The organism is Aminobacter sp. LjRoot7, from assembly GCF_964252895.1.
Classification (GTDB): Bacteria; Pseudomonadota; Alphaproteobacteria; order Rhizobiales; family Rhizobiaceae; genus Aminobacter; species Aminobacter aminovorans_B.
Window position 1 is genome coordinate 637,663 of record NZ_CAXUPX020000003.1, and the last position, 19,289, is coordinate 656,951.

A 19,289-nucleotide genomic window follows, 5' to 3' on the forward strand; every position below is an offset into this window, starting at 1 on the left:
AGAGACGGCCGATGACAAGTGATAGCAAGATCGACATCCTAGGACTGACTGCCCATATCGTCAGCGCCTATGTAGAGAACAACAAGGTTCCTGCAACTGGCCTGCCAGAGTTGATCGCCAGCATCAACGCGTCGATCCTGTCGCTCGACCAGCCGGCCGAGGAGCCCGCCGAAGCCCAGCAGCCGGCGGTGAACCCGAAGCGCTCGGTCCACCCTGATTACATCGTCTGCCTGGAAGACGGGAAGAAGTTCAAGTCGCTGAAGCGCCATCTCTCGGTGCATTTCAGGCTGACGCCCGAGGAATACCGCGCCAAGTGGGGCCTGCCGGCCGATTATCCGATGGTCGCGCCTAACTATGCTGCCGCGCGCTCGCAGCTGGCCAAGTCACTTGGCCTCGGTCGCAAGGCTGCAGCTGCGACCAAGGCAGTGGCTGCACCGGCCAAGACACGCGGCCGCGCCAAGAAGGCATAATTTCCGGAAATTCAGGAACGCGCTTCGGGCCTCCCGGAGCGCGTTTTTTGTTACGCGGCGACAACGTCAGCCGAAAAGCGCAGTTCGCGCATCGGACGCACGCGCTGCGTCGTCCTGTCGTAAAGCGGATGGGCCTTGTAGGCGTCCAGCGCTGCCTGGTCGGCAAACTCAGCATAGACGACGATGTCGATCTCGTCGGAGTACCAGTCGACCTTGGTGTTGACGGTCACTTCGAAGACCGTCGAGTGCGGAATGTTGCCAAGCGCCGACAATTCCTCACGGATCATCTCGACGTCCTGTTTCTGCCGCGCACTGAAAAACACGATGTGCCGGATCAAGCCGCGACTCCTTCTGCTGCTTTCGCTGGCGCCTTTTGGGTCGGCTTTCAGCCGGCGTCAATCGGGCAAAAGGCAGCAGCAGGGATCGGGCAGCAGATCTGTCAGTCCGTGACCATCCTGACGATGCGATGCAGCTCGCGTACGCCTTTGGCGGTCGCATCGCCGTGGTTGTAGAGAATGTCCCATATCAGGAACAAGGCGACGCACATTATCGCGATGACGTAGCGAATTTGATGCCCTCCCTGCAGTGGCGCCGGAAGCTCCGGAAACGGTGCGCGCCATGGGCTCACCTTAGAGCATTAGAGATGCCTAATAACAAAGGGAATCGACGCGATGCGGGATTGGAATCGGCAGATCCCCACGGGTCGCGTCTGGCATATCAGCGCTTGCCAGATGTCACTTGAAGTTCGAGATTTTGACGGTGAAGATCACGACAGATTCACCGCAGCACGCGGAAGTCTTGGCGGCCCCTCGCCAAGTCGACCGCGAGCTGGCCGGAGATGCGTCCGGCGGCGCGCTCCGACAGGGAAAAAGCGGTGCAAAAGCTTGGAGCAACGGGCCCGACACGCCGTACCGGGCAGCAAATTGGGACGTCGAGATGGCCCAGCGGAACTCGGATGGTTTGACGAATCACGGCGTGACGAAGCTTCACGAGGGCAACGTCGCGGACTTTGCCAGAGGTTTGCCGGCGCGCGTGCGCATGGCGCTGTCAGCAGCGCTGCATCTGCCGCGTGGTTCGCTCAAGGTGAAGATGCCGGACGGACGCAGCATCCTGGTCGGCGGCAAGGCGCCGGGACCGGAAGCGGAGATTGTTCTCCACAATTGGAAACTGCCTTCGCGCGCTTTCAGCGGCGGCACAATCGGTGTCGCCGAATCCTACATCGACGGCGACTGGGACAGCCCTGACGTCACCAGCTTCCTCGAGTTGTTCGTGGTCAACAGTGAAGCCGGCGAAGGTGTCGCCGGCGGCGCCAGCTGGCTGCTGACCACCATCCAGCGCATTCGCCACTGGCTCAACGACAACACCCGCACCGGCTCGAAGAAGAACATCTCCGCCCACTACGACCTTGGCAACGCCTTCTACAGCCAGTGGCTCGACCCGAGCATGACCTATTCGTCGGGGCTGTTTGCAACCGGCGCCAACGATCTGGCCGGTGCGCAGACCGAAAAGTACCGGGCGCTGGCGCGCGACACCGGCATCGGTCCCAACGACCATGTGCTGGAAATCGGCTGTGGCTGGGGCGGCTTCGCCGAGTTTGCAGCGCGCGAGATCGGCTGCAAGGTGACCGGGCTGACGATCAGCCGCGAGCAGTTCGATTTTGCCCAGAAGCGCATCCACAATGCCGGGCTTTCCGACAAGGTCGAGCTCAAGTTGCAGGATTATCGCGACGAGACCGGCCGCTACGACCGCATCGCCTCGATCGAGATGTTCGAAGCGGTGGGCGAGAAATACTGGCCGGCGTTCTTCGCCAAGATGAAGCAGTGCCTGCCCTCGGGCGGCACAGCGGGCCTGCAGATCATCACCATCAATGAGGCGGCTTATCCCATCTACCGGAAGCGGCCTGACTTCATCCAGCGCTACGTCTTTCCCGGCGGCATGCTGCCGACACCGACGCTGCTCAAGTCGCTCGGTGCCGAACATGGCCTCGACTATCTGCGCGAGCGCGTCTTTCCGCAGGATTATGCCCGTACGCTGGCCGAATGGCGCACCCGGTTCTGGTCGTCCTGGGAGCGTATCGTGCCGCTCGGCTTCGACGATCGCTTCAAGAAGCTCTGGGAATTCTATCTCCATTATTGCGAGGCCGGCTTCCGCGCCGAATATATCGACGTCAGACAGGTGGTCTACAAGGCGTAGAACAACCTCTATTGGACAAAGAAGGCGACCTGCGCCCCTGCCCTGGATATGATCTGGCCAAGTCGGTTGGATCAAGCATCCGAAATACTTTTGACGATGCTAATCTTCCATCTCCACACACCTAGGGCCTCAACACTGATTAATTCTTGAAATAGTCTTCAATTCGCGCATTTTCGCCGCGAAAATGCCTGCTCGCTCCTCTGTATCATTGCTCGGTCGGGGCAACGGAGGGACTTCCTGGCATGCGCAAACGCAATATATTCTTACTCCTGGCCGTTACGGCCGCTGGAGCCATCTACCTCAACAACACCTCGCTACTCTCGGACCGAGCCGCCGGAAAGCCTGTCGTGCTAGCCCATCGCGGCCTGTCGCAGGAGTTCGACAGTGCCGGCCTGGAACGCGACACATGCACCGCCGAGCGCATTCGTCCGCCACGGCATGATTATCTCGAAAACACCCTCCGTTCGATGAAGGCGGCATTCGAGCGCGGCGCCGATGTGATCGAGTTCGACGTCCACCCGACGACCGACGGCAAGTTCGCGGTGTTCCACGACTGGACCGTTGACTGCCGCACCGAGGGGGCCGGCGAGACGCGGTCGCATTCGATGGCCGACCTCAAGAAGCTCGACGTCGGCTACGGCTACACGGCAGACGGTGGCAAGACTTTTCCCTTTCGCGGCCAGGGCGTCGGCCTGCTGCCATCGCTCGACGAGGTTCTGGCCGAGTTTCCGGACAAGCGTTTCCACATCAACGTCAAGAGCAACGACGCCAAGGAGGGCGAGCGGCTCGCGGCATTCATCGCGGCCTTGCCGCCCAGCCGCCAGGACGACCTTGCGGTGCTTGGCGGCGACCGGCCGGTGCAGGTGGTCAAGCAAGCCCTGCCCGATATCAGGACGCTGTCGAAGGAATCCCTGAAGCGCTGCCTGATCCGCTACCAGGCGCTCGGCTGGAGCGGCTATGTGCCTGACAATTGCCGCAACCGGGCAATGCTGTTGCCGGCGAACTTTGCACCATGGCTATGGGGCTGGCCGAACCGGTTCCTGGACCGGATGGCAGCGAGCGGCACCGAGGTCTTCCTCATCGCGCCCTATCATGGCAGCGGCTTCTCGGAGGGCATGAACGATCCGAAAGTGATCGACGCACTACCGGCCGGCTATTCCGGCGGCATCTCGACCGACGCGCTCGACATGATCGCTCCGGCGCTTCAACGGCGGGCGCTCTGAATTCGCAAAAAAACAAGGGCGGCCGGATTGCTCCGGCCGCCCTTCCCAACAACTTCCGAAGATCAAAGCGTGATGCGGTACTTGGCAAAGCCTTCGGTACCATCGCCAGCTGGCTCGATCTTGACCGCCTTGACCTCGGCTATGTGGTCCTTGGCCTTGGGCCCGGTCTCGAAGATCACCGAAGCACCCGCAACCGGCGCGAACGACCAGTTGGAGTCGGCCGACGGGTTGATCGTGCCCTGGTCGACGATGTAGCGCACGATCACGTCGCGGTTGGTGTCGGGCGCTTCGAAGACGAGCTTCGACGCATTGATCTCGGGGAAATTGCCGCCGCCGCCAGCGCGGTAGTTGTTCGACGCGACAACGAATTTCGCTGCCGGATCAATCGGCTTGCCCTCGAACGCCAGATCGACGATGCGATTGGAGTTTGCATCGAGGACTACCCCCTTCGGATCGTATTTCGGCGGCTGCGCCAGGTCGATCTTGTAGGTCACGCCGTCGATGACGTCGAAATTATAGGACGGAAAGTCTGGATTGATCAGCACCTGGTCTGCCTTGCCAGGCTCGATCTTGTTGAAGATGCCGGCCGACATCTCCAGCCATTCCTTTACCTGAGCGCCGGTCACCGCCACCGCCTGCACCGTGTTGGGGTAGAGATAGAGGTCGGCGACGTTCTTGATTGCGACGGCGCCGGCCGGAACGTCGGTGTAGTAGTCCGGCCCGCCACGCCCACCCGACTTGAAGGGTGCCGCGGCCGAGAGCACTGGCAGGTCCTTGTGCTCGGTGTCCTTGAGCATGTCCTTGATGTACCAGATCTGCGCCTGGCTCACGATCTGGACCGAGGGGTCGTCGGCGACGAGCGCGAAATAGGAATAGAGCGGCGCCGATGTCTTGCCGACGGGCGTGCGCACGTATGCGAGTGTCGCTTCGTGCTCTTCCTTGGCTGCAGCCTCGACAGCAGCCTTGCTTTCAACAGTCGGCACCACCTTCTTGTCGACGCGCTTAGAGATCGGCCGCGCCTCGCTGGTCGAACTGACAACCTTCCAGCTCTTGCCGTCGCGCTCGAGCAACAGGTCGATCAGGCCGAGATGCGAGCCCCAGAAGCCACCCATTACGCCCGGCTTGCCGTTAATCGTGCCCTTGGCGTTGTCCAGGCCTTCGACCTTGTCGAATTTCGGCCCGGGGAAGTCGAGATGGCTATGGCCGGTGACGATCGCATCGATGCCCTTGACGCCGGCAAGCAGGATGGAGGCGTTTTCGAGGTTTTCAGCAGCCTGCGGCGTGCCCATGCCGGAGTGCGAGAGTGCGATGACGATGTCGGCGCCCTGCTCGCGGATCTCAGGCACCCAGGCCTGCGCCGCCTTGACGATGTCGCGGGTCATCGCCTTGCCATGGAGATGGCGCGAATCCCAGGTCATCACCTGAGGCGGCACGAAGCCGATCAAGCCAATGCGGATCGGATGCTCGGCGCCCGAGCCATCCTTCACCTTCCTGTCGAGGATCACATAAGGCTTGAGGAACAGCTCGTCCTTGGTCGCGTCGGCGGCCAGTTCGCCCTTTGTCAGGTTGGAGCAGACGACCGGGAAGTTCGCGCCGGCCAGAACCTTGAACATGTAGTCGAGGCCGTAGTTGAACTCGTGATTGCCCAGCGTCGAGCAATCATAGCCCAGCGTGTTCATTGCCTTGATGATCGGATGGACGTCGCCCTCCTTCATGCCGCGCTGATAGGCCATGTAGTCGCCCATCGGATTGCCCTGCAGGAAGTCACCATTGTCGACCAGGATCGAGTTGGTTGCTTCAGTGCGGATGGCATCGATGATCGAGGCGGTGCGGGCGACACCCATCGTGTCGTTCGGCTTGTCGGCATAGTAGTCATAGGGAAACACGTGGACGTGCAGGTCGGTGGTTTCCATGATGCGAAGATGCGCCTGGTTGGCCTGGGCGCGCGCCGAAAAGGGGTGGAGCATTACCAGTGCACCCGCTGCAGCCGATCCCGCCAGGAAAGAACGGCGAGAAACAGGTTGATTCACGTTGGACATTTTCATTCTCCAGGAAATGAACTGACAGTATTTAGCCGGCGTCCCAAAGATCAAATGTCGCGCCAAAATTCACGCGAGTCCAGCCGACTCGCATGACAGCCTCGCGACATCGCGTGGGGAATGGATTGGGCCAGCGCTATGCTGCCTGTTTCAGCCTGCTTTGTTCCTGGGTCAGAGCAGATCCGGCCTAATCCCCATCACGGTGCGATCGACAATCTCGCGCAGGGCGAAGGACGAATTGATCTTGGTGACATGCGGCATCGCCGACAACCATTCCTTGTGGATGCGCTCGTAGTCGGGCAGATCGCGGGCAGCGATGCGCAGGATGTAGTCGTATTCACCCGACATCAGGTGGCAGGACAGGATGTTGGGGCAGCGCTTTACCGCGACCTCGAAATCCGAAAGCGTCTTCTCGAACTGCCCAGACAGCGAGATGTGCACGATCACTGTCATTTGGTGGCCGAGCGCGACATTCGAAAGCCGGGCATGGTAGCCGCTGATGATCCCCGACTTCTCCAGATTGTCGAGGCGGCGCGAGCAGGCCGACTGCGACAGCCCGATCTTTTCGGCCAATGCCGCGTTGGGCATCCGCCCATCCTTCTGAAGCGCGTCCAGAATGGCGATATCGATCCTGTCTAACGGCATTCTTCGAATTTCCTTCGATAATACAGAGGATGTACGCAAAAATTATCGAACAACCCATGGTAGCGCAACCGTTTTCGCAAACATATTCGGAACGATTCGTGATTGACTTCGTCATCGGGAGAGAAGGCCAAAATGGCTGCGGAGGAGCAGGAAGATGCGCGTAGGTTGTCCCAAGGAAATCAAGAATCATGAGTACCGTGTCGGGCTGACGCCCGGTTCGGTTCGCGAATATGTCGCCCACGGCCACGAGGTCCTGGTCGAAGCCGGCGCAGGCTCAGGCATCGGCGCCGACGACAATGCCTATCGCGCGGCAGGAGCCCAGATCGCCAAGACCGCCGAGGAGGTGTTCACCCGCTCCGACATGATCGTGAAGGTCAAGGAGCCGCAGCCCAAGGAATGGGCACAACTGCGCGACGGCCAGATCCTCTATACATATCTGCATCTTGCGCCCGATCCGGAACAGACCAAGGGCCTGCTTGGCTCGGGTGTCACCGCGGTCGCCTATGAAACAGTGACCGACGACCGCGGCGGCCTGCCGCTGCTGGCACCGATGTCCGAGGTTGCCGGTCGCCTGGCGATCCAGGCGGGTGCGACGGCGCTGCAGAAGGCCTATGGCGGCCGTGGTGTGCTGCTCGGCGGCGTGCCGGGCGTGCTGCCAGGCAAGGTCGCGGTTATCGGCGGCGGCGTCGTCGGCCTGCATGCGGCGCGCATGGCGGCCGGTCTCGGTGCCGACGTCAGCATCATCGACCGCTCGATCCCGCGTCTGCGCCAGCTCGACGATCTGTTCGCCGGCCGCGTCCACACGCGCTACTCGACGGTAGAGGCGCTCGAGGAAGAATGCTTCTCGGCCGATCTCATCATCGGCGCCGTGCTCATTCCGGGCGCTGCCGCGCCCAAGCTGGTCAGCCGTGAAATGCTGTCGGGCATGAAGAAGGGTGCGGTGCTCGTCGATGTCGCCATCGACCAGGGAGGCTGCTTCGAGACCTCGCACGCCACCACCCACGCCGACCCGACCTACGAGGTCGACGGCATCATCCACTATTGCGTCGCCAACATGCCGGGTGCCGTGCCAGTCACCTCGGCGCATGCGCTCAACAACGCCACGCTGCACTACGGCCTGGCGCTCGCCGATCGCGGCCTCAAGGCACTTGCCGACGAGCCGCACCTGCGCAACGGCCTCAACGTCCATCGCGGCCGGATCACCAATCGCGCGGTTGCCGAAGCGCTCGGTTACGAGATGACGGAAGCGAAGTCGGCACTGGCTGCCTGATTCTCTTCTGAGTTGCGATCAAGCGCCCGCCGCAGCGATGCGGCGGGCATTTTTTTGCCCGTTGATCCCTCGTCTGCGCTGCTGTCGAAAAAATACTACCAAAAATAGTTTGTACTTCGGCACGGATTTGACCGCCCGTGACATGTTAGCTGCATCAAACGCAACGCAAGCGTGCCATGACTGCTTGGGGTCGCAACACAGGGCGTTCGCAAGACCTTCGAAGTGCTTCGTCCCGGGCAATCCGGGCAGCAGCGATGGCTACGTAGGCAAATGCCGCTGCAGCGCAGTAGGATTTGCCGCCAAGCCATTGGTGCGCGAGGACATTTCCTGGTCCCGACGTTCATGCTGGGAATCTAAATTGCCTGCGGGTGTGACATTTTAGTTGCACCGCAAGCAACCTAGACGTGCTAGCAAAGCGACATTGGGTAAGGTTGGGGTAGTAAATTATGAAATTTGGTAAGTTTTCGCGCGCGCTGTTGCTTGGCGCCGTGTCGGCTGTTGCAATCAACTCGGCATCCTTTGCCGCGGATTCAGTAGCGGAAGCTCCGGCAACTGGCTTCAACTGGAGCGGTGTCTATGTCGGCTTCGGTGGCGGTGTCGGTGCGGTCAAGCACGGTCTGGAAATCGCTGAGCCGGGCGGCCCAGGCCGCATCGGCCTGCCCGACCTCGGCGGTGGCGGCGTCTTCGGTGAAGTGACGGTCGGCTACGACTACATGGTGTCGGACCGATTCCTGCTCGGCGCATTCGCCGATGGCCATTTCGGCAATATCGGCCTTTCGCTCGAAGCCGATGGCGGCTTTGCCGACGCGACGCTCAACAACACCTACGGCTTCGACGTCGCGGCTCGCGCCGGATATCTCCTGACCCCGACGACGCTCGGCTATGTCCTCGGCGGCTATAGCTGGCAGCAGTTCAAGCTCGACGGCACCATCGTCGGCACGCCTTTCGAGTTCGACGAAAGCCGCAGCGGCTATGTGCTCGGCGTCGGCCTCGAAACCGTGGTCAGCGGCAACTGGACCCTCAAGTCCGAGTATCGCTACGCCAATTACGGCAACGACACCGTCGTTGACCTGGGCGGCACGGGCTTGCTCAACGTTGCGCCAACCACGCACACCTTCCACGTTGGCGCCAATTACCGCTTCGGCGGTCAGAACGGCGGCGGCACGTCCTTCGCGGCCCCGGCCTACAGCTGGACCGGCTTCTACGTCGGCGGCGCGCTCGGCGCAGGTGCCATTACCGATGAGATCAACCTCGGCGGCGGCGCGGCCAGCTTCAACGGCATCGGCGGCGAAGGCGCCTTCGGCGAACTCAGCGTCGGTTACGACCACGAGTTCAACGGCACCTGGGTTGCAGGCCTGCAGATCGACGGCCGTTATTCTGGGATGAGCACACAGCTGTTGGATGCTTCGGCATTGGGCGGCCCGAAGCTCGAAGGCAAAGCCGACTACGGCTTCGACATATTGGCCCGCATTGGCGCCAAGGTGAATGAATCGACTCTGGCATATGTGATCGGTGGCTATAGCTGGCAGCACGTCACAGAAGACAGGTTTGATGGCGTCGATTTCTCCGAGTTTGATTGGAGCGTCGGTGGCTTCTCCGTCGGTGGCGGCCTTGAAACCGCTGTAACCAACAACATGACGGTGAACCTCGAGTACCGCTACTCCAAGTATGAAGGCCAAGATTACGACAGTGGCGGCCTCTGGGAGACGGTTCCGGCCTTCCACACCGTCCGCGTGGGCGCGAAGTACAAGTTTAACTGAGACCGTTTCAGGCAAACGGCCCCAACCCGCCGCAGCGATGCGGCGGGTTTTTTTGTTTTCAGATCAGTCAGATAGCGGCGCCACTTGATTTCAGTGGTACGTCCAGCTCGATCCGGCACTGGTAACAGTTGTTCTTTGCGGAGCGCATGTGAACGTAGGCCACGTCAGGCCGCTGGAGCAGCTGTTCGGCGCGGTCCGGAATCTCGGGCGTCGGCGTCACCGCACCCGTGCCATAGACGATACGGTCGTCGGCGCTGTAGCCGCGCAGGATGTAATCTTTGGTCCGGCTGAACAGCTCAGGCATTTCGGCCACCTCCGCCGCGCGCGGGCATTCCTCGGCATGCAGGAAGATCGGCCCGGTTTCGGCATAAGGCTGCAATGCCGGAAACGGACGGTAGGCAAGGATGAGATAGCCCTCGCCGGCAGCGACATTGGTCAGGCAATGGCGGCACGGCACGCCGTCGCCATCGGAGACCTTGCGCTCCGGTGTCATGCCATAGGCGTCCGCGCCGCCTCGCTGGAGTGCTCGCACCGCCTCTGTTGGCAGACCATGGAAAATGATGCTCATCGCGACAATCCTCGTTGATCGATTGTCGCAAGCTATGGCGGGCGCAGCTACGCGCCCACCCGATTTCCTACACTGACAGCGTTTCGTCCATCAGCGCGTCCAGCACCCTGACCAGGCCGGTGAACTCGCGCACGCGGCGAATGGCAAGCAAGGTGCCGGCGACATAGGGAACCGCCGAAGTGCCGGCGTCATGGCGGATGGTCAATCGCTCCTCGGGCAAACCGAAAACGGCTTCGCAGGACAGCTGATAAGACGGCAGGCGCAGCGAATGGACCTGCACCGCCGTGCCCTCGCCCAGCGTCGCGCCACGGGCTTCCGGATGGCCGTAGATCTCGAAGGTCGGCAAGGCAGTCGGTGCGCCGCGAATCTCGGACAGCGTTTCGGCCAGCTCAAGCGCGGTGCCCGAAGGCGCATCGGCCTTTCTCGCACTGGCATAGTCGATGATTTCGACGTCGGGCACATATTGCGCCGCCATCAGCGCAAACTTCTTCATCAAGGTCGCGGTGATCGAATAATTGCCGGCGGCAACGACGCCGACGCCATTGGCACGGGCCGCCGCGTTGATCTCGCGGTAATCGGCAGCCCTCAGCCCTGAGGTGCCGATGACGACGTGACAGCCGCGCGAAATGGCGAGCATGGCATGGTCGCGCACGGCAACCGGCTTGGTGTAGTCGACGACAACATCGCAGGGCGCGGCCAAGGCCTCGGCGAGTGTGCCGCTGATCTTCTGGTCGCTCGGCTGGCCACCTGTGGCCACGCCCACGTCATGGCCAGCAGCCCTGCGTGCGACCGCGCCGACAAGCTGCATGTCGCCCTGCCCCTGTATTGCCGGAACAAGCGCCTTGCCCACCCAGCCGGTGGCGCCGGCCATCACCACTCTGATCGTCATCTTTTGCCTCCGATTTGGTATACTGTATACTACATCGGAGAATGCAAATAAAGCCCGGCTCTCGCAAGCCGGGCTTGTTGGAACTGAAAATGCTCTCGGTACTAGCGGATGAACGCGTCGTAACGGCGCAGCGTGACGCGGCGGTTGCGCCAATTCTCGTTCTGGGTCGGCACCAGCAGGAACTCCTCGCCATAACCCACTGTTTCCAGCGCATAGCGCGGGATGCCGAACTCGCGCACCAGGGTTTGCTTGAGCGAAGCGGCACGACGCTCCGACAGGGCCTGGTTTGACCCGAACGAGCCGACGGCATCAGTGTGACCTTCGATCAGCACGCGCGCATCGGGGTCGCGGCGCAAGATACGGTCCAGGGCGTTGGCGATGTTCTCGACCTTGCCATACTGCGAATAAGGCACCTCGGCCGAGCCGAAGGCGAAGTTGATCGACTGGATGTCGATCGACGGCGCCATGCGGCGCAGGTCGGGCCGGCGCTTGAATTCACGAACGGTGACGCGCTGGTTGGGCCTGAGCTTCATCGTCGGTGCTGCCTGAAGCTGGCGCTCGATCTGCGACGCCGAAGGCGTCGTCGCCTGCGCGGCAGCGAGTGAAGGCGCGGCAAGCACGGCGATCAGCGCGGCGGCAAGCGTACGGCGGTTCAACATCCTCAATCTCCTTGCATATTTCGACCGTCGGGGTCGAATCTGATGCGCGGAAAATGCCAGAACCGACCTGAAGCAGCGATGAACGGACGGTTCAGCCGATGTTGTTTGCCGTCACGGCCGCATCACGCTTGCCGAACGTTCGGCGAAGGTCATGGTGCGAACCGTCTCGGTCTTTTGGGCGACCGGCGAAAAGCCCATTTTCTGGTACAGCGGCAAGGCCGCGGGATGGTCGAGCGTGCAGGTCTGCACCGTCACCTTGTGTGGCCTGTAGGACCATGCAGCCGCGATCGCCGCCCCGAGGAACCAGCGGCCGATGCCCTGCCCTGTGGCGTGCTCCATCATGCCGAAATAGGCGAGTTCGACCTCGTCGGGCAAATGCGGCTTGATGTCCATGAAGCCTGCAGGCGCGCCATCGAGATAAAGCACCCTGATGTCGCGATCCTCGCGATGCAGCCCGGCGGCAAGCTCTTCGTCATTGAGCCTTAGGCTGTTGACCCAATGCCATTTGCGGCCGACCCGGTCGGCGAGATAGCGATAGTAATGAAGCGGAATGTCACGCGTCCTGAGAAGGGCAATCTGGCGATTGACCGGCAGCGGCGGCGTGTGAACAGGCGGGACGTGCATCTCCAGAAAGGTGACCGTCACCTCGATGTTTTCGCTGCGGTCGACCGCCATGCTCACGCCTTCCCCGTCACGACGGGCGTGTCCGACATGCCACCCCATTCGGTCCAGGAGCCGTCATAAAGCCTGACGTCGCCATGGCCGAGCGACTGCAACGCCAGCGTGATGACGGCAGCGGTAACGCCGGAGCCGCAGGAGGTGACGACAGGCTTCGACAGATCGAGCCCCGCCGCCTCGAGCGTTGCCTTCAGCCGGTCGAGCGGCAGAAGCTCGCCATTCTCCGACAGCGTCACCGAAGGCACGCTGCGCGCGCCCGGCATGTGGCCCGAACGCAGACCAGCGCGCGGCTCCGGATCGGTGCCCTCGAAGCGCCCAGCGGAACGCGCGTCGGCAATCTGGGCGCTGCCTGATGCAACGATCTGGCGCATCTCGGCCAGCGAAACGACCTTCGAGGCGTCGTAGTCGGTGTGGAAGACACCGGGAGCGGTCTTGGTCGGCTCGGCGGTCACAGGCCGGCCGGCAGCCTTCCAGCGGTCGAAGCCGCCATCGAGAATGTAGACCTGGAACACGCCCATGATGCGGAACATCCACCAGACACGGGGTGCAGTCTGGAAGCCCGGGCCGTCATAGATGACGATGGTGTCGTCAGCCGAAATCCCCATCGACCCCACAAAGCGGGCAAACAGCGATGGCGAAGGCAGCGTGTGCGGCAACGCCGAGTCCGGATCGACGATCAGGTCCTGGTCGAAGAACACGGCTCCGGGAATGTGGGCGGCATCATATTCTGCCCGCGGGTCGCGTTTCTGCGCCGGCATGTACCAGGAGGCGTCGACGATCGACAGACCCGGCGTGCCCAGCCGCTTTTCCAGCCAATCCGCATCGATGACGAAGGCGCTCTTGTCACTCATGGCAACGTCTCCAGGTTCAGTTGGCGGGCATCGCGCCAAAGCGGATGCGGAAGCGGCGGTTCTCGCGCCCCTTCTTTTCGATCTTGCCGATATGGATTTCGCCGATTTCGGCGGTGCTGGCGACATGGGTTCCGCCGCAGGGCTGGCTATCGATCGACGCATTGTCACCGATGCAGACGAGCCTGATCCTGCCGTTGCCGGATGGCGGGCGCACGTTCTTCGACTTCACAAGCGTCGGATTGGCGGCGAGCTCGGCGTCGGAAATCCAGCTGGTGTAGATCGGATGGTTGGCACGGACGAGTTCCATCAGCTTGGCCGTCACGTCTTCTTTGGTGAAGCCGGCGTCGGGAATGTCGAAATCGACGCGCGAATCGTCCTCGCTGACCGAGGCTCCCGTGATCGGGTACGGACAAACCACCGTCAGCAGGTGGCAGGCGGCGTGCATGCGCATCAACAGAAGCCGCCGCCGCCAATCGATAGCCAGCCTCAGCCGCTCGCCGACCTCGGGAACCGCCTGCTCCAGCGCCGGCACATGGATGATCTCGTCCTTGCTTTCGCCCGTGATCGTCGCCGCAACGGCAATCCGGCTGCCGTCGTCGCGGGTCAATATGCCGGTGTCGCCAGGCTGGCCGCCCGACGTGGCATAGAAGATAGTCCGGTCGAGGATGATGCCGCCGCGTTCGTTGACGCCGACGACACGGGCCTCGGTCTCGCGCAGATAGGAATCCTCGCGAAAGACCGCCTCGGTCGAAAATGCCATCATCACGCCACCTGCTCGAACGGCACCGAAATGCTGGGTTCGGTCTCCATCCATTCGGGCACCGGCAGGCTCTTGCTGCGCAGGAAATCCGGGTTGAACAGCTTCGACTGATAACGCGTGCCAAAATCGGCAAGCACGGTCACGATGGTGTGGCCGGGGCCAAGCTGGCGTGCGAGCCGGATAGCGCCGGCGATGTTGATTCCGGTCGAGCCGCCCACGCAGATACCCTCTTCCTGGATCAGTCCGAAGACGATCGGCAGCGCCTCCTCATCGGGGATCTGGTAGGAAAAATCGGGCGTGAAACCTTCCAGATTGGCAGTGATGCGGCCCTGGCCGATGCCTTCGGTGATCGAACTGCCTTCGGCCTTCAGTTCGCCAGAGGTGTAGTAGCTGTAGAGTGCAGCACCGAGCGGATCGGCGATGGCGATCTTCACGGCAGAGCTCTTTGCCTTCAGCCCGATCGCCACGCCGGCAAGCGTGCCGCCGGTACCGACCGCCGAGACGAAGCCGTCGACCTTGCCGCCCGTCTGCTGCCAGATTTCTTCGGCCGTGGTGCGGATGTGGCCTTCGCGATTGGCGACATTGTCGAACTGGTTGGCCCAGATGGCGCCGTTTGGCTCGGATTTCGCCAGTTGCTCGGCCAGACGCCCGGACACCTTTACGTAATTGTTCGGGTTCTTGTAGGGAACGGCCGGAACCTCGATGAGTTCGGCGCCGAGCAGCCGCAGCGCGTCCTTCTTCTCCTGGCTCTGCGTGTCGGGAATAACGATGACGGTGCGGTAGCCGAGCGCCTTGGCGACAACCGTCAGGCCGATGCCGGTATTACCGGCGGTGCCCTCGACGATGACCCCGCCGGGCCGCAGCAGCCCGCGCTTTTCGGCATCGCGGATGATGAACAGGCCGGCGCGATCCTTGACCGATTGCCCCGGGTTCATGAACTCGGCCTTGCCGAGTATCTCGCAGCCGGTTTCCTCCGAGGCCCGCTTGAGCCGGATGAGAGGCGTATTGCCGATGGCATCGATCACCGAGCGCATGAAGATTCCTTCCTAATTCGCCTGAGAACCCTAGAAATGTGAGCCCGCGCTTTCAAGGGATGAAATTCTCTGGACCAGTCGCATCTGTGCGTCAACGCGCGCAAGCTCCCTGCCTGACCAGCCGATGCATCATCAATATGGTGCATCCTAAAACAGCCTTTCCATATGCATGCCACCCCGCTAGAGCTACGCGATAACTCCTGCCCAGAGGTTTGAAGTGAGCACATACCGGGCCAACCCGGAACACGGGGTCGCGTGGATTACCGGCGGCAGCACCGGTATTGGCCGCAGCGTGGCCCGATTGCTGGCAAAAGAAGGCTATACGGTTGCCGTAACCGTCCGTGCCAATGACCCGATCGACACGCTGATCGAGGAAACCCGCGGGATGACCGGCAAGGTGCTGGCATTTCCGTCCGATGTCACCGACGAGGCTGGAATGGCTGCCGCAGTCGCCGCCATCGAAGCGCAGGCCGGCCCGATCGTACTCGCGATCTTCAATGCGGGATCCTACATGCCCGTGACAGGCGAAAACCTGCGCATGGAAGCCTTCCGCCAGAGCTTTGCCGTCAACGTCTTCGGCGTCATCAACGGCCTGGTGCCGGTGATCGAGCGGATGCGCAATCGCGGCCGCGGACATGTCGTGTTCATGGGATCGATCAGCTGCTACTTCGGCTGGCCGACGACAGCTGCCTATGGCGCCACAAAGGCCGCCATCAACATCATCGCCGAGGCGTTGAAGTTCGACTTCGACAAGATGAACATCCGCACCCAGGTGATGAACCCCGGCTTCATCGACACGCCGCTGACCGAAAAGAGCGCCTATTACATGCCGGCAATGATGCCGGTCGAAGCTGCCGCCGAGCGTATCTGCAAGGCGATACGCAGGAGCGGCTTCGAGGTCACCTTCCCGCGCCGCCTGACATGGGCGATGAAGCTGTTGTTTCTGCTGCCGCGACCGTTGCGCGAAAAGGCGCTGCGCGTTGCCACACGCTGGAAGGCAGAGCCAATGATCTACCTCAGGCGCTCGAGCTTTGACTGAGCTCCTGTGTTGGCCACGGCCTCCGGTTTTGCATCGCGCACCCAGAGATAGATGACAATCGCGGCCCCCAGCATCAGCACATAGAACCAGAACAACGCCGAATAGGCTGCCGCTGGCTCGCCCGGCACAACATTGGCCGTGACCACGGTGCCAGTCGCAAACTGCATCAAGCCTACACCACCGATGGAGAAGAAATTCATCAGCGTCACGCCCCGCCCGATCAGGTGCGGCGGCAGGAATGCGCGTGCGTGCGCCATCAGCAGCCCGTAGGCACCGCCTGACACGCCGATGATGACGAAGACGACCGTGACGGTGGTGACATCGGTGACGACGTTCAGCGCGAGATAAAGGATTGCCGCGAGGCCAATGGTGTTGCCGACGACAGCCACCCATTTCCGGGTGCGAAACATGGTGTCGAGCGGGCCATAGACGAAGGCGCCGGCCACCATGGCGAGCGCCATGAAGAACGTCACCTGACCGATCAGCAGCGCGTCGGCGCCATAGACATCGACGAGATAGGGGCCCGACCAGAGGCCTCTGATGCCAGTCGTCGGCGCATAGTTGATCGCGGTGAGCGGTATGATTGGCCACAGGACCCGCATCCGGAGCAATTCCAGATAGCCGGCGAAGCCGACATTGCCCTGTTCCATGCCTTCAGGCGATTTCGGGTCACGTACCACGACCAGCACGGCAAGTGCAGCAGCAATAGTGATGACGCCGAGGCCGGCCATGACAGGACGCCAGCCGAATGCCTCGGCCGCCTGCGCCAGCGGTGCCGCGCCGATGACGTTGCCGGCGGTACCGAAGGCGACCATCCACGACGCCAGCACTGCAAATCGGGCGATGGAAAATGTGCGGGCGAAGATGAACAGAGATGACATCAGCACCGGCGCGCAGCCCACGCCGATCATCGCCATGGCCGCGGTGACCATCCAAGGAGCCGTCGCCGAAGCGAAGACGAAGGCCCCGCCTCCGCCGCCAAGCAGAAGCAGCGTCGAGGCGGTGCGTCGTGGGCCAAACCGGTCGAGCGAAACGCCGATGGCAAATTGCGCCAGGGCAAAGGTGATGAAGAAGGCGCCGGAGGCGAAAGACAGCTGCGCCTTGGTGGCGCCGAGCTCAGCTGTCAGTGCCGGCGTCAGCACCGCCAGGAACGAGCGATAGAACTGGGACAGCACATAAGCGAGTGCGAGCGTCGCTATTCCGGCCATTCCGTCCCCTCAAACGAAAGGGCGGCCGAGGCACCGCCCCGACCGCCCTAACCTATTCATGCCATGTAGCAAATGGACCAAGCTGGCCCGATCTGCTGCACAGATTACGCTGCGCGCGTGTTCGGCTTGCGCGCGCCAAAGCGACGCTTGCCGCCCTTGGGCGCGTTTCCATGTGGACGATCGCCCTTCGGCTTGCCGCCATTGTTGCCACGCGGGCGCTGACCGTTGGGCCGGCGCTCCTCGCGCTCGCCACGGTCGTTGGCCGCCACGAAGCCGCGCGGCTCGCCAGCCGGACGCACCGGATCAGGCTCGCCAAGGTGGTCGGCGTCGATCGTCAGCTTCATGCGGATGATGCGTTCGACCTGACGCAGCTTGGAGTTTTCCGAGGGGTCGACCAGCGTGACCGCGACGCCGTTGGCGCCGTTGCGGCCGGTACGGCCGATGCGGTGGACGTAGCTTTCGGCTTCATCCGGCAGGTCGAAGTTCACGACGTGGCTGATGCCCGGGACGTCGATGCCGCGTGCCGCGATATCGGTGGCGACCAGGATGCGGACCTTGCCGGCGCGGAAGCCGTTGAGTGCTGCCTGACGTGCATTCTGCGACTTGTTGCCGTGGATGACGGCGGCCGGAAAGCCGTCGCGATCCAGGTCCTTCACGACACGGTCAGCGCCATGCTTGGTGCGGGCGAAGACCAGGACCGAGGTCATGGCATCGTCGGCCAGCATCTTTGCCAGGATCTGGCGCTTCTGCTTGGTGCGGGCGAGGATGATGCTCTGGCGGATTTCGGCTGCGGTGGTGCTCTGCGGTGCAACCTCGACGCGGATCGGATCCTTGAGCAGGCCCTGCGCCAGTTCGGCGATCTCCTGCGGCATGGTTGCCGAAAACAGCGCGGTCTGACGGTTGCGCGAAGTCGCCTTGGCGATGCGCTTGACGTCATTGATGAAGCCCATGTCGAGCATGCGGTCGGCCTCGTCGAGGACCAGCCACTCGGTATCGGCCAACACGAGGTCGCCTTCGCGGACGAGATCGGTCAAGCGGCCCGGCGTGGCAATCAGCACGTCGACGCCCGGAGCGATCTTCTTGACCTGCGAGAAACGCGACACGCCACCGAGGACCAGCGCGGTCGAAACATGCGCACCCTTGGCGAGCACCTTGATGGTGTCTTCGATCTGCACGGCGAGCTCGCGCGTCGGCGCCAGGATCAGCGCGCGTGCGGTCTTGGGCCGGCGCTTGGTGCCGAGCGCCATGATCTTGGACAGGATCGGCAGCGAGAAGGCTGCGGTCTTGCCGGAACCGGTCTGGGCGATGCCCAGGATGTCGCGACCGGCAAGCTGCGCCGGGATCGACTCGACCTGGATCGGCTTGGGTTCGTTGAATCCGGCCATCTGGGTGGCCTTGAGCAGCGCGCCGGTAATGCCGAGTTTGGCGAAGCCGTTCAGCTCCGCATTGATTTCATTCGTCAATATCTTCTTCTTTCGTGCGACGTTTTTCGCCACAAACAACAATGGCGGCAGGGCGCAACCTGCCGGCCTGAATCTCTCGTGAAACGACAAGGCGGCGGACGACCGTCCGCTCGGCTGCGCTGTCGTGCCCGCTGGCCTCATGCCGCGGGTCTATTTCGCCGCCTTCCGTTGCCGGAAAGGGTGAAAACAGACGCAACCAGTCTCTCTGAGGAGAAAGCCGTAAGCCCGGCCCAAGCGCCTATGACGCCGCATATGGATGATTTGGGAGGAAAATGCAAGCCACCCATGCTGCATCGCAACATGGCAGATCGTTGGCATAGTGCCGGAAGCAGCCTCAGGCGTTGGCGACAACTTCGTTGAGCGTGTCCAGATCGACGTAGAAAATCCGGGTAATAGCGATGATCAGCTCGTCCCCCAGATATCCATATGACTTCAGGATGCTGACCGCGGTGAGTATGTCGACCGGCTCGGTCAGACGCCTCTTCATGCTTTCCTCGACGAACTGTTCCAACTGGCTGTTCCCTTGTCGATTGCCCAGAC

At 62.2% G+C, this 19,289-nt stretch carries 20 protein-coding genes; 6 read left to right on the forward strand and 14 right to left on the reverse strand.

Translation table 11 applies throughout. The features are described from left to right. Positions 1 to 11 precede the first annotated feature (11 nt). A complete protein-coding gene (locus ACSQ3E_RS12705; protein WP_436122935.1) occupies positions 12 to 470 on the forward strand; it encodes a MucR family transcriptional regulator in 459 nt (152 codons plus the stop codon). 50 nt (positions 471 to 520) lie between these two features. Here the strand turns inward: ACSQ3E_RS12705 and ACSQ3E_RS12710 are convergent, their stop codons facing one another. After that, complete coding sequence (locus tag ACSQ3E_RS12710; protein WP_310328453.1) at positions 521 to 808, reverse strand: Dabb family protein; 288 nt, start codon at positions 806 to 808, stop codon at positions 521 to 523. 598 nt (positions 809 to 1,406) lie between these two features. Between ACSQ3E_RS12710 and ACSQ3E_RS12715 the strand changes: the two genes are divergently transcribed. Beyond that, positions 1,407 to 2,663 (forward strand): class I SAM-dependent methyltransferase, encoded by a 1,257-nt coding sequence (locus tag ACSQ3E_RS12715; RefSeq protein ID WP_436122936.1) that lies wholly within the window; start codon positions 1,407 to 1,409, stop codon positions 2,661 to 2,663. Between the two features lie 242 nt (positions 2,664 to 2,905). After that, entirely contained in the window at positions 2,906 to 3,886 is a 981-nt protein-coding gene (locus ACSQ3E_RS12720) for a glycerophosphodiester phosphodiesterase family protein (protein WP_436122937.1), read from the forward strand. A 62-nt stretch (positions 3,887 to 3,948) separates the two neighbouring features. Here the strand turns inward: ACSQ3E_RS12720 and ACSQ3E_RS12725 are convergent, their stop codons facing one another. Both ACSQ3E_RS12725 and ACSQ3E_RS12730 read right to left on the reverse strand, forming a co-directional pair. Further along, the gene (locus ACSQ3E_RS12725) at positions 3,949 to 5,925 is read right to left on the reverse strand and encodes a bifunctional 2',3'-cyclic-nucleotide 2'-phosphodiesterase/3'-nucleotidase (protein ID WP_436122938.1); all 1,977 of its coding nucleotides are present in this window, start codon (positions 5,923 to 5,925) and stop codon (positions 3,949 to 3,951) included. Positions 5,926 to 6,096: 171 nt separating this feature from the next. Then, on the reverse strand, positions 6,097 to 6,570 hold the full coding sequence (locus ACSQ3E_RS12730) for an Lrp/AsnC family transcriptional regulator (protein WP_115732142.1): 474 nt from the start codon (positions 6,568 to 6,570) through the stop codon (positions 6,097 to 6,099). 154 nt (positions 6,571 to 6,724) lie between these two features. Between ACSQ3E_RS12730 and ald the strand changes: the two genes are divergently transcribed. Further along, positions 6,725 to 7,840: an alanine dehydrogenase gene (ald, locus tag ACSQ3E_RS12735; protein ID WP_192565844.1), complete on the forward strand. Its 1,116-nt coding sequence runs from the start codon at positions 6,725 to 6,727 to the stop codon at positions 7,838 to 7,840. A 446-nt stretch (positions 7,841 to 8,286) separates the two neighbouring features. Continuing rightward, complete coding sequence (locus ACSQ3E_RS12740; RefSeq protein WP_436122939.1) at positions 8,287 to 9,600, forward strand: outer membrane protein; 1,314 nt, start codon at positions 8,287 to 8,289, stop codon at positions 9,598 to 9,600. Between the two features lie 67 nt (positions 9,601 to 9,667). Here the strand turns inward: ACSQ3E_RS12740 and ACSQ3E_RS12745 are convergent, their stop codons facing one another. The 7 genes from ACSQ3E_RS12745 to ACSQ3E_RS12775 form a co-directional block, all read right to left on the reverse strand. Continuing rightward, positions 9,668 to 10,168, reverse strand: a complete 501-nt coding sequence (locus ACSQ3E_RS12745) for a DUF1203 domain-containing protein (protein WP_436122940.1) — start codon at positions 10,166 to 10,168, stop codon at positions 9,668 to 9,670. A 67-nt stretch (positions 10,169 to 10,235) separates the two neighbouring features. Beyond that, positions 10,236 to 11,057: a 4-hydroxy-tetrahydrodipicolinate reductase gene (dapB, locus tag ACSQ3E_RS12750; RefSeq protein WP_436122941.1), complete on the reverse strand. Its 822-nt coding sequence runs from the start codon at positions 11,055 to 11,057 to the stop codon at positions 10,236 to 10,238. 101 nt (positions 11,058 to 11,158) lie between these two features. Continuing rightward, positions 11,159 to 11,716: an OmpA family protein gene (locus ACSQ3E_RS12755; protein ID WP_310328429.1), complete on the reverse strand. Its 558-nt coding sequence runs from the start codon at positions 11,714 to 11,716 to the stop codon at positions 11,159 to 11,161. Positions 11,717 to 11,827: 111 nt separating this feature from the next. After that, the gene (locus ACSQ3E_RS12760) at positions 11,828 to 12,391 is read right to left on the reverse strand and encodes a GNAT family N-acetyltransferase (RefSeq protein WP_436122942.1); all 564 of its coding nucleotides are present in this window, start codon (positions 12,389 to 12,391) and stop codon (positions 11,828 to 11,830) included. A gap of 2 nt (positions 12,392 to 12,393) precedes the next feature. Further along, the gene (gene sseA, locus ACSQ3E_RS12765) at positions 12,394 to 13,245 is read right to left on the reverse strand and encodes a 3-mercaptopyruvate sulfurtransferase (RefSeq protein ID WP_436122943.1); all 852 of its coding nucleotides are present in this window, start codon (positions 13,243 to 13,245) and stop codon (positions 12,394 to 12,396) included. 16 nt (positions 13,246 to 13,261) lie between these two features. After that, positions 13,262 to 14,005, reverse strand: a complete 744-nt coding sequence (locus ACSQ3E_RS12770) for an alanyl-tRNA editing protein (RefSeq protein WP_436122944.1) — start codon at positions 14,003 to 14,005, stop codon at positions 13,262 to 13,264. A 2-nt stretch (positions 14,006 to 14,007) separates the two neighbouring features. Next, on the reverse strand, positions 14,008 to 15,039 hold the full coding sequence (locus ACSQ3E_RS12775; protein ID WP_436122945.1) for a cysteine synthase A: 1,032 nt from the start codon (positions 15,037 to 15,039) through the stop codon (positions 14,008 to 14,010). Between the two features lie 217 nt (positions 15,040 to 15,256). On the opposite strand from ACSQ3E_RS12775, the gene ACSQ3E_RS12780 reads away from it, so the two are divergent. Then, positions 15,257 to 16,078: an SDR family NAD(P)-dependent oxidoreductase gene (locus ACSQ3E_RS12780; protein ID WP_436122946.1), complete on the forward strand. Its 822-nt coding sequence runs from the start codon at positions 15,257 to 15,259 to the stop codon at positions 16,076 to 16,078. Here ACSQ3E_RS12780 and ACSQ3E_RS12785 read toward each other — a convergent pair. The 4 genes from ACSQ3E_RS12785 to ACSQ3E_RS12800 form a co-directional block, all read right to left on the reverse strand. Beyond that, a complete protein-coding gene (locus tag ACSQ3E_RS12785) occupies positions 16,051 to 17,286 on the reverse strand; it encodes an MFS transporter (protein ID WP_436122947.1) in 1,236 nt (411 codons plus the stop codon). The two genes, ACSQ3E_RS12780 and ACSQ3E_RS12785, sit on opposite strands and share 28 nt — an antisense overlap. Before the next feature lie 104 nt (positions 17,287 to 17,390). After that, positions 17,391 to 18,749, reverse strand: a complete 1,359-nt coding sequence (locus tag ACSQ3E_RS12790; RefSeq protein ID WP_310328411.1) for a DEAD/DEAH box helicase — start codon at positions 18,747 to 18,749, stop codon at positions 17,391 to 17,393. Next, complete coding sequence (locus ACSQ3E_RS12795) at positions 18,739 to 18,945, reverse strand: hypothetical protein (protein WP_436122948.1); 207 nt, start codon at positions 18,943 to 18,945, stop codon at positions 18,739 to 18,741. Before ACSQ3E_RS12795 ends, ACSQ3E_RS12790 begins: the two co-directional genes overlap by 11 nt. A 138-nt stretch (positions 18,946 to 19,083) precedes the next feature. Further along, on the reverse strand, positions 19,084 to 19,260 hold the full coding sequence (locus tag ACSQ3E_RS12800; protein WP_436122949.1) for a hypothetical protein: 177 nt from the start codon (positions 19,258 to 19,260) through the stop codon (positions 19,084 to 19,086). Positions 19,261 to 19,289: the final 29 nt, after the last annotated feature.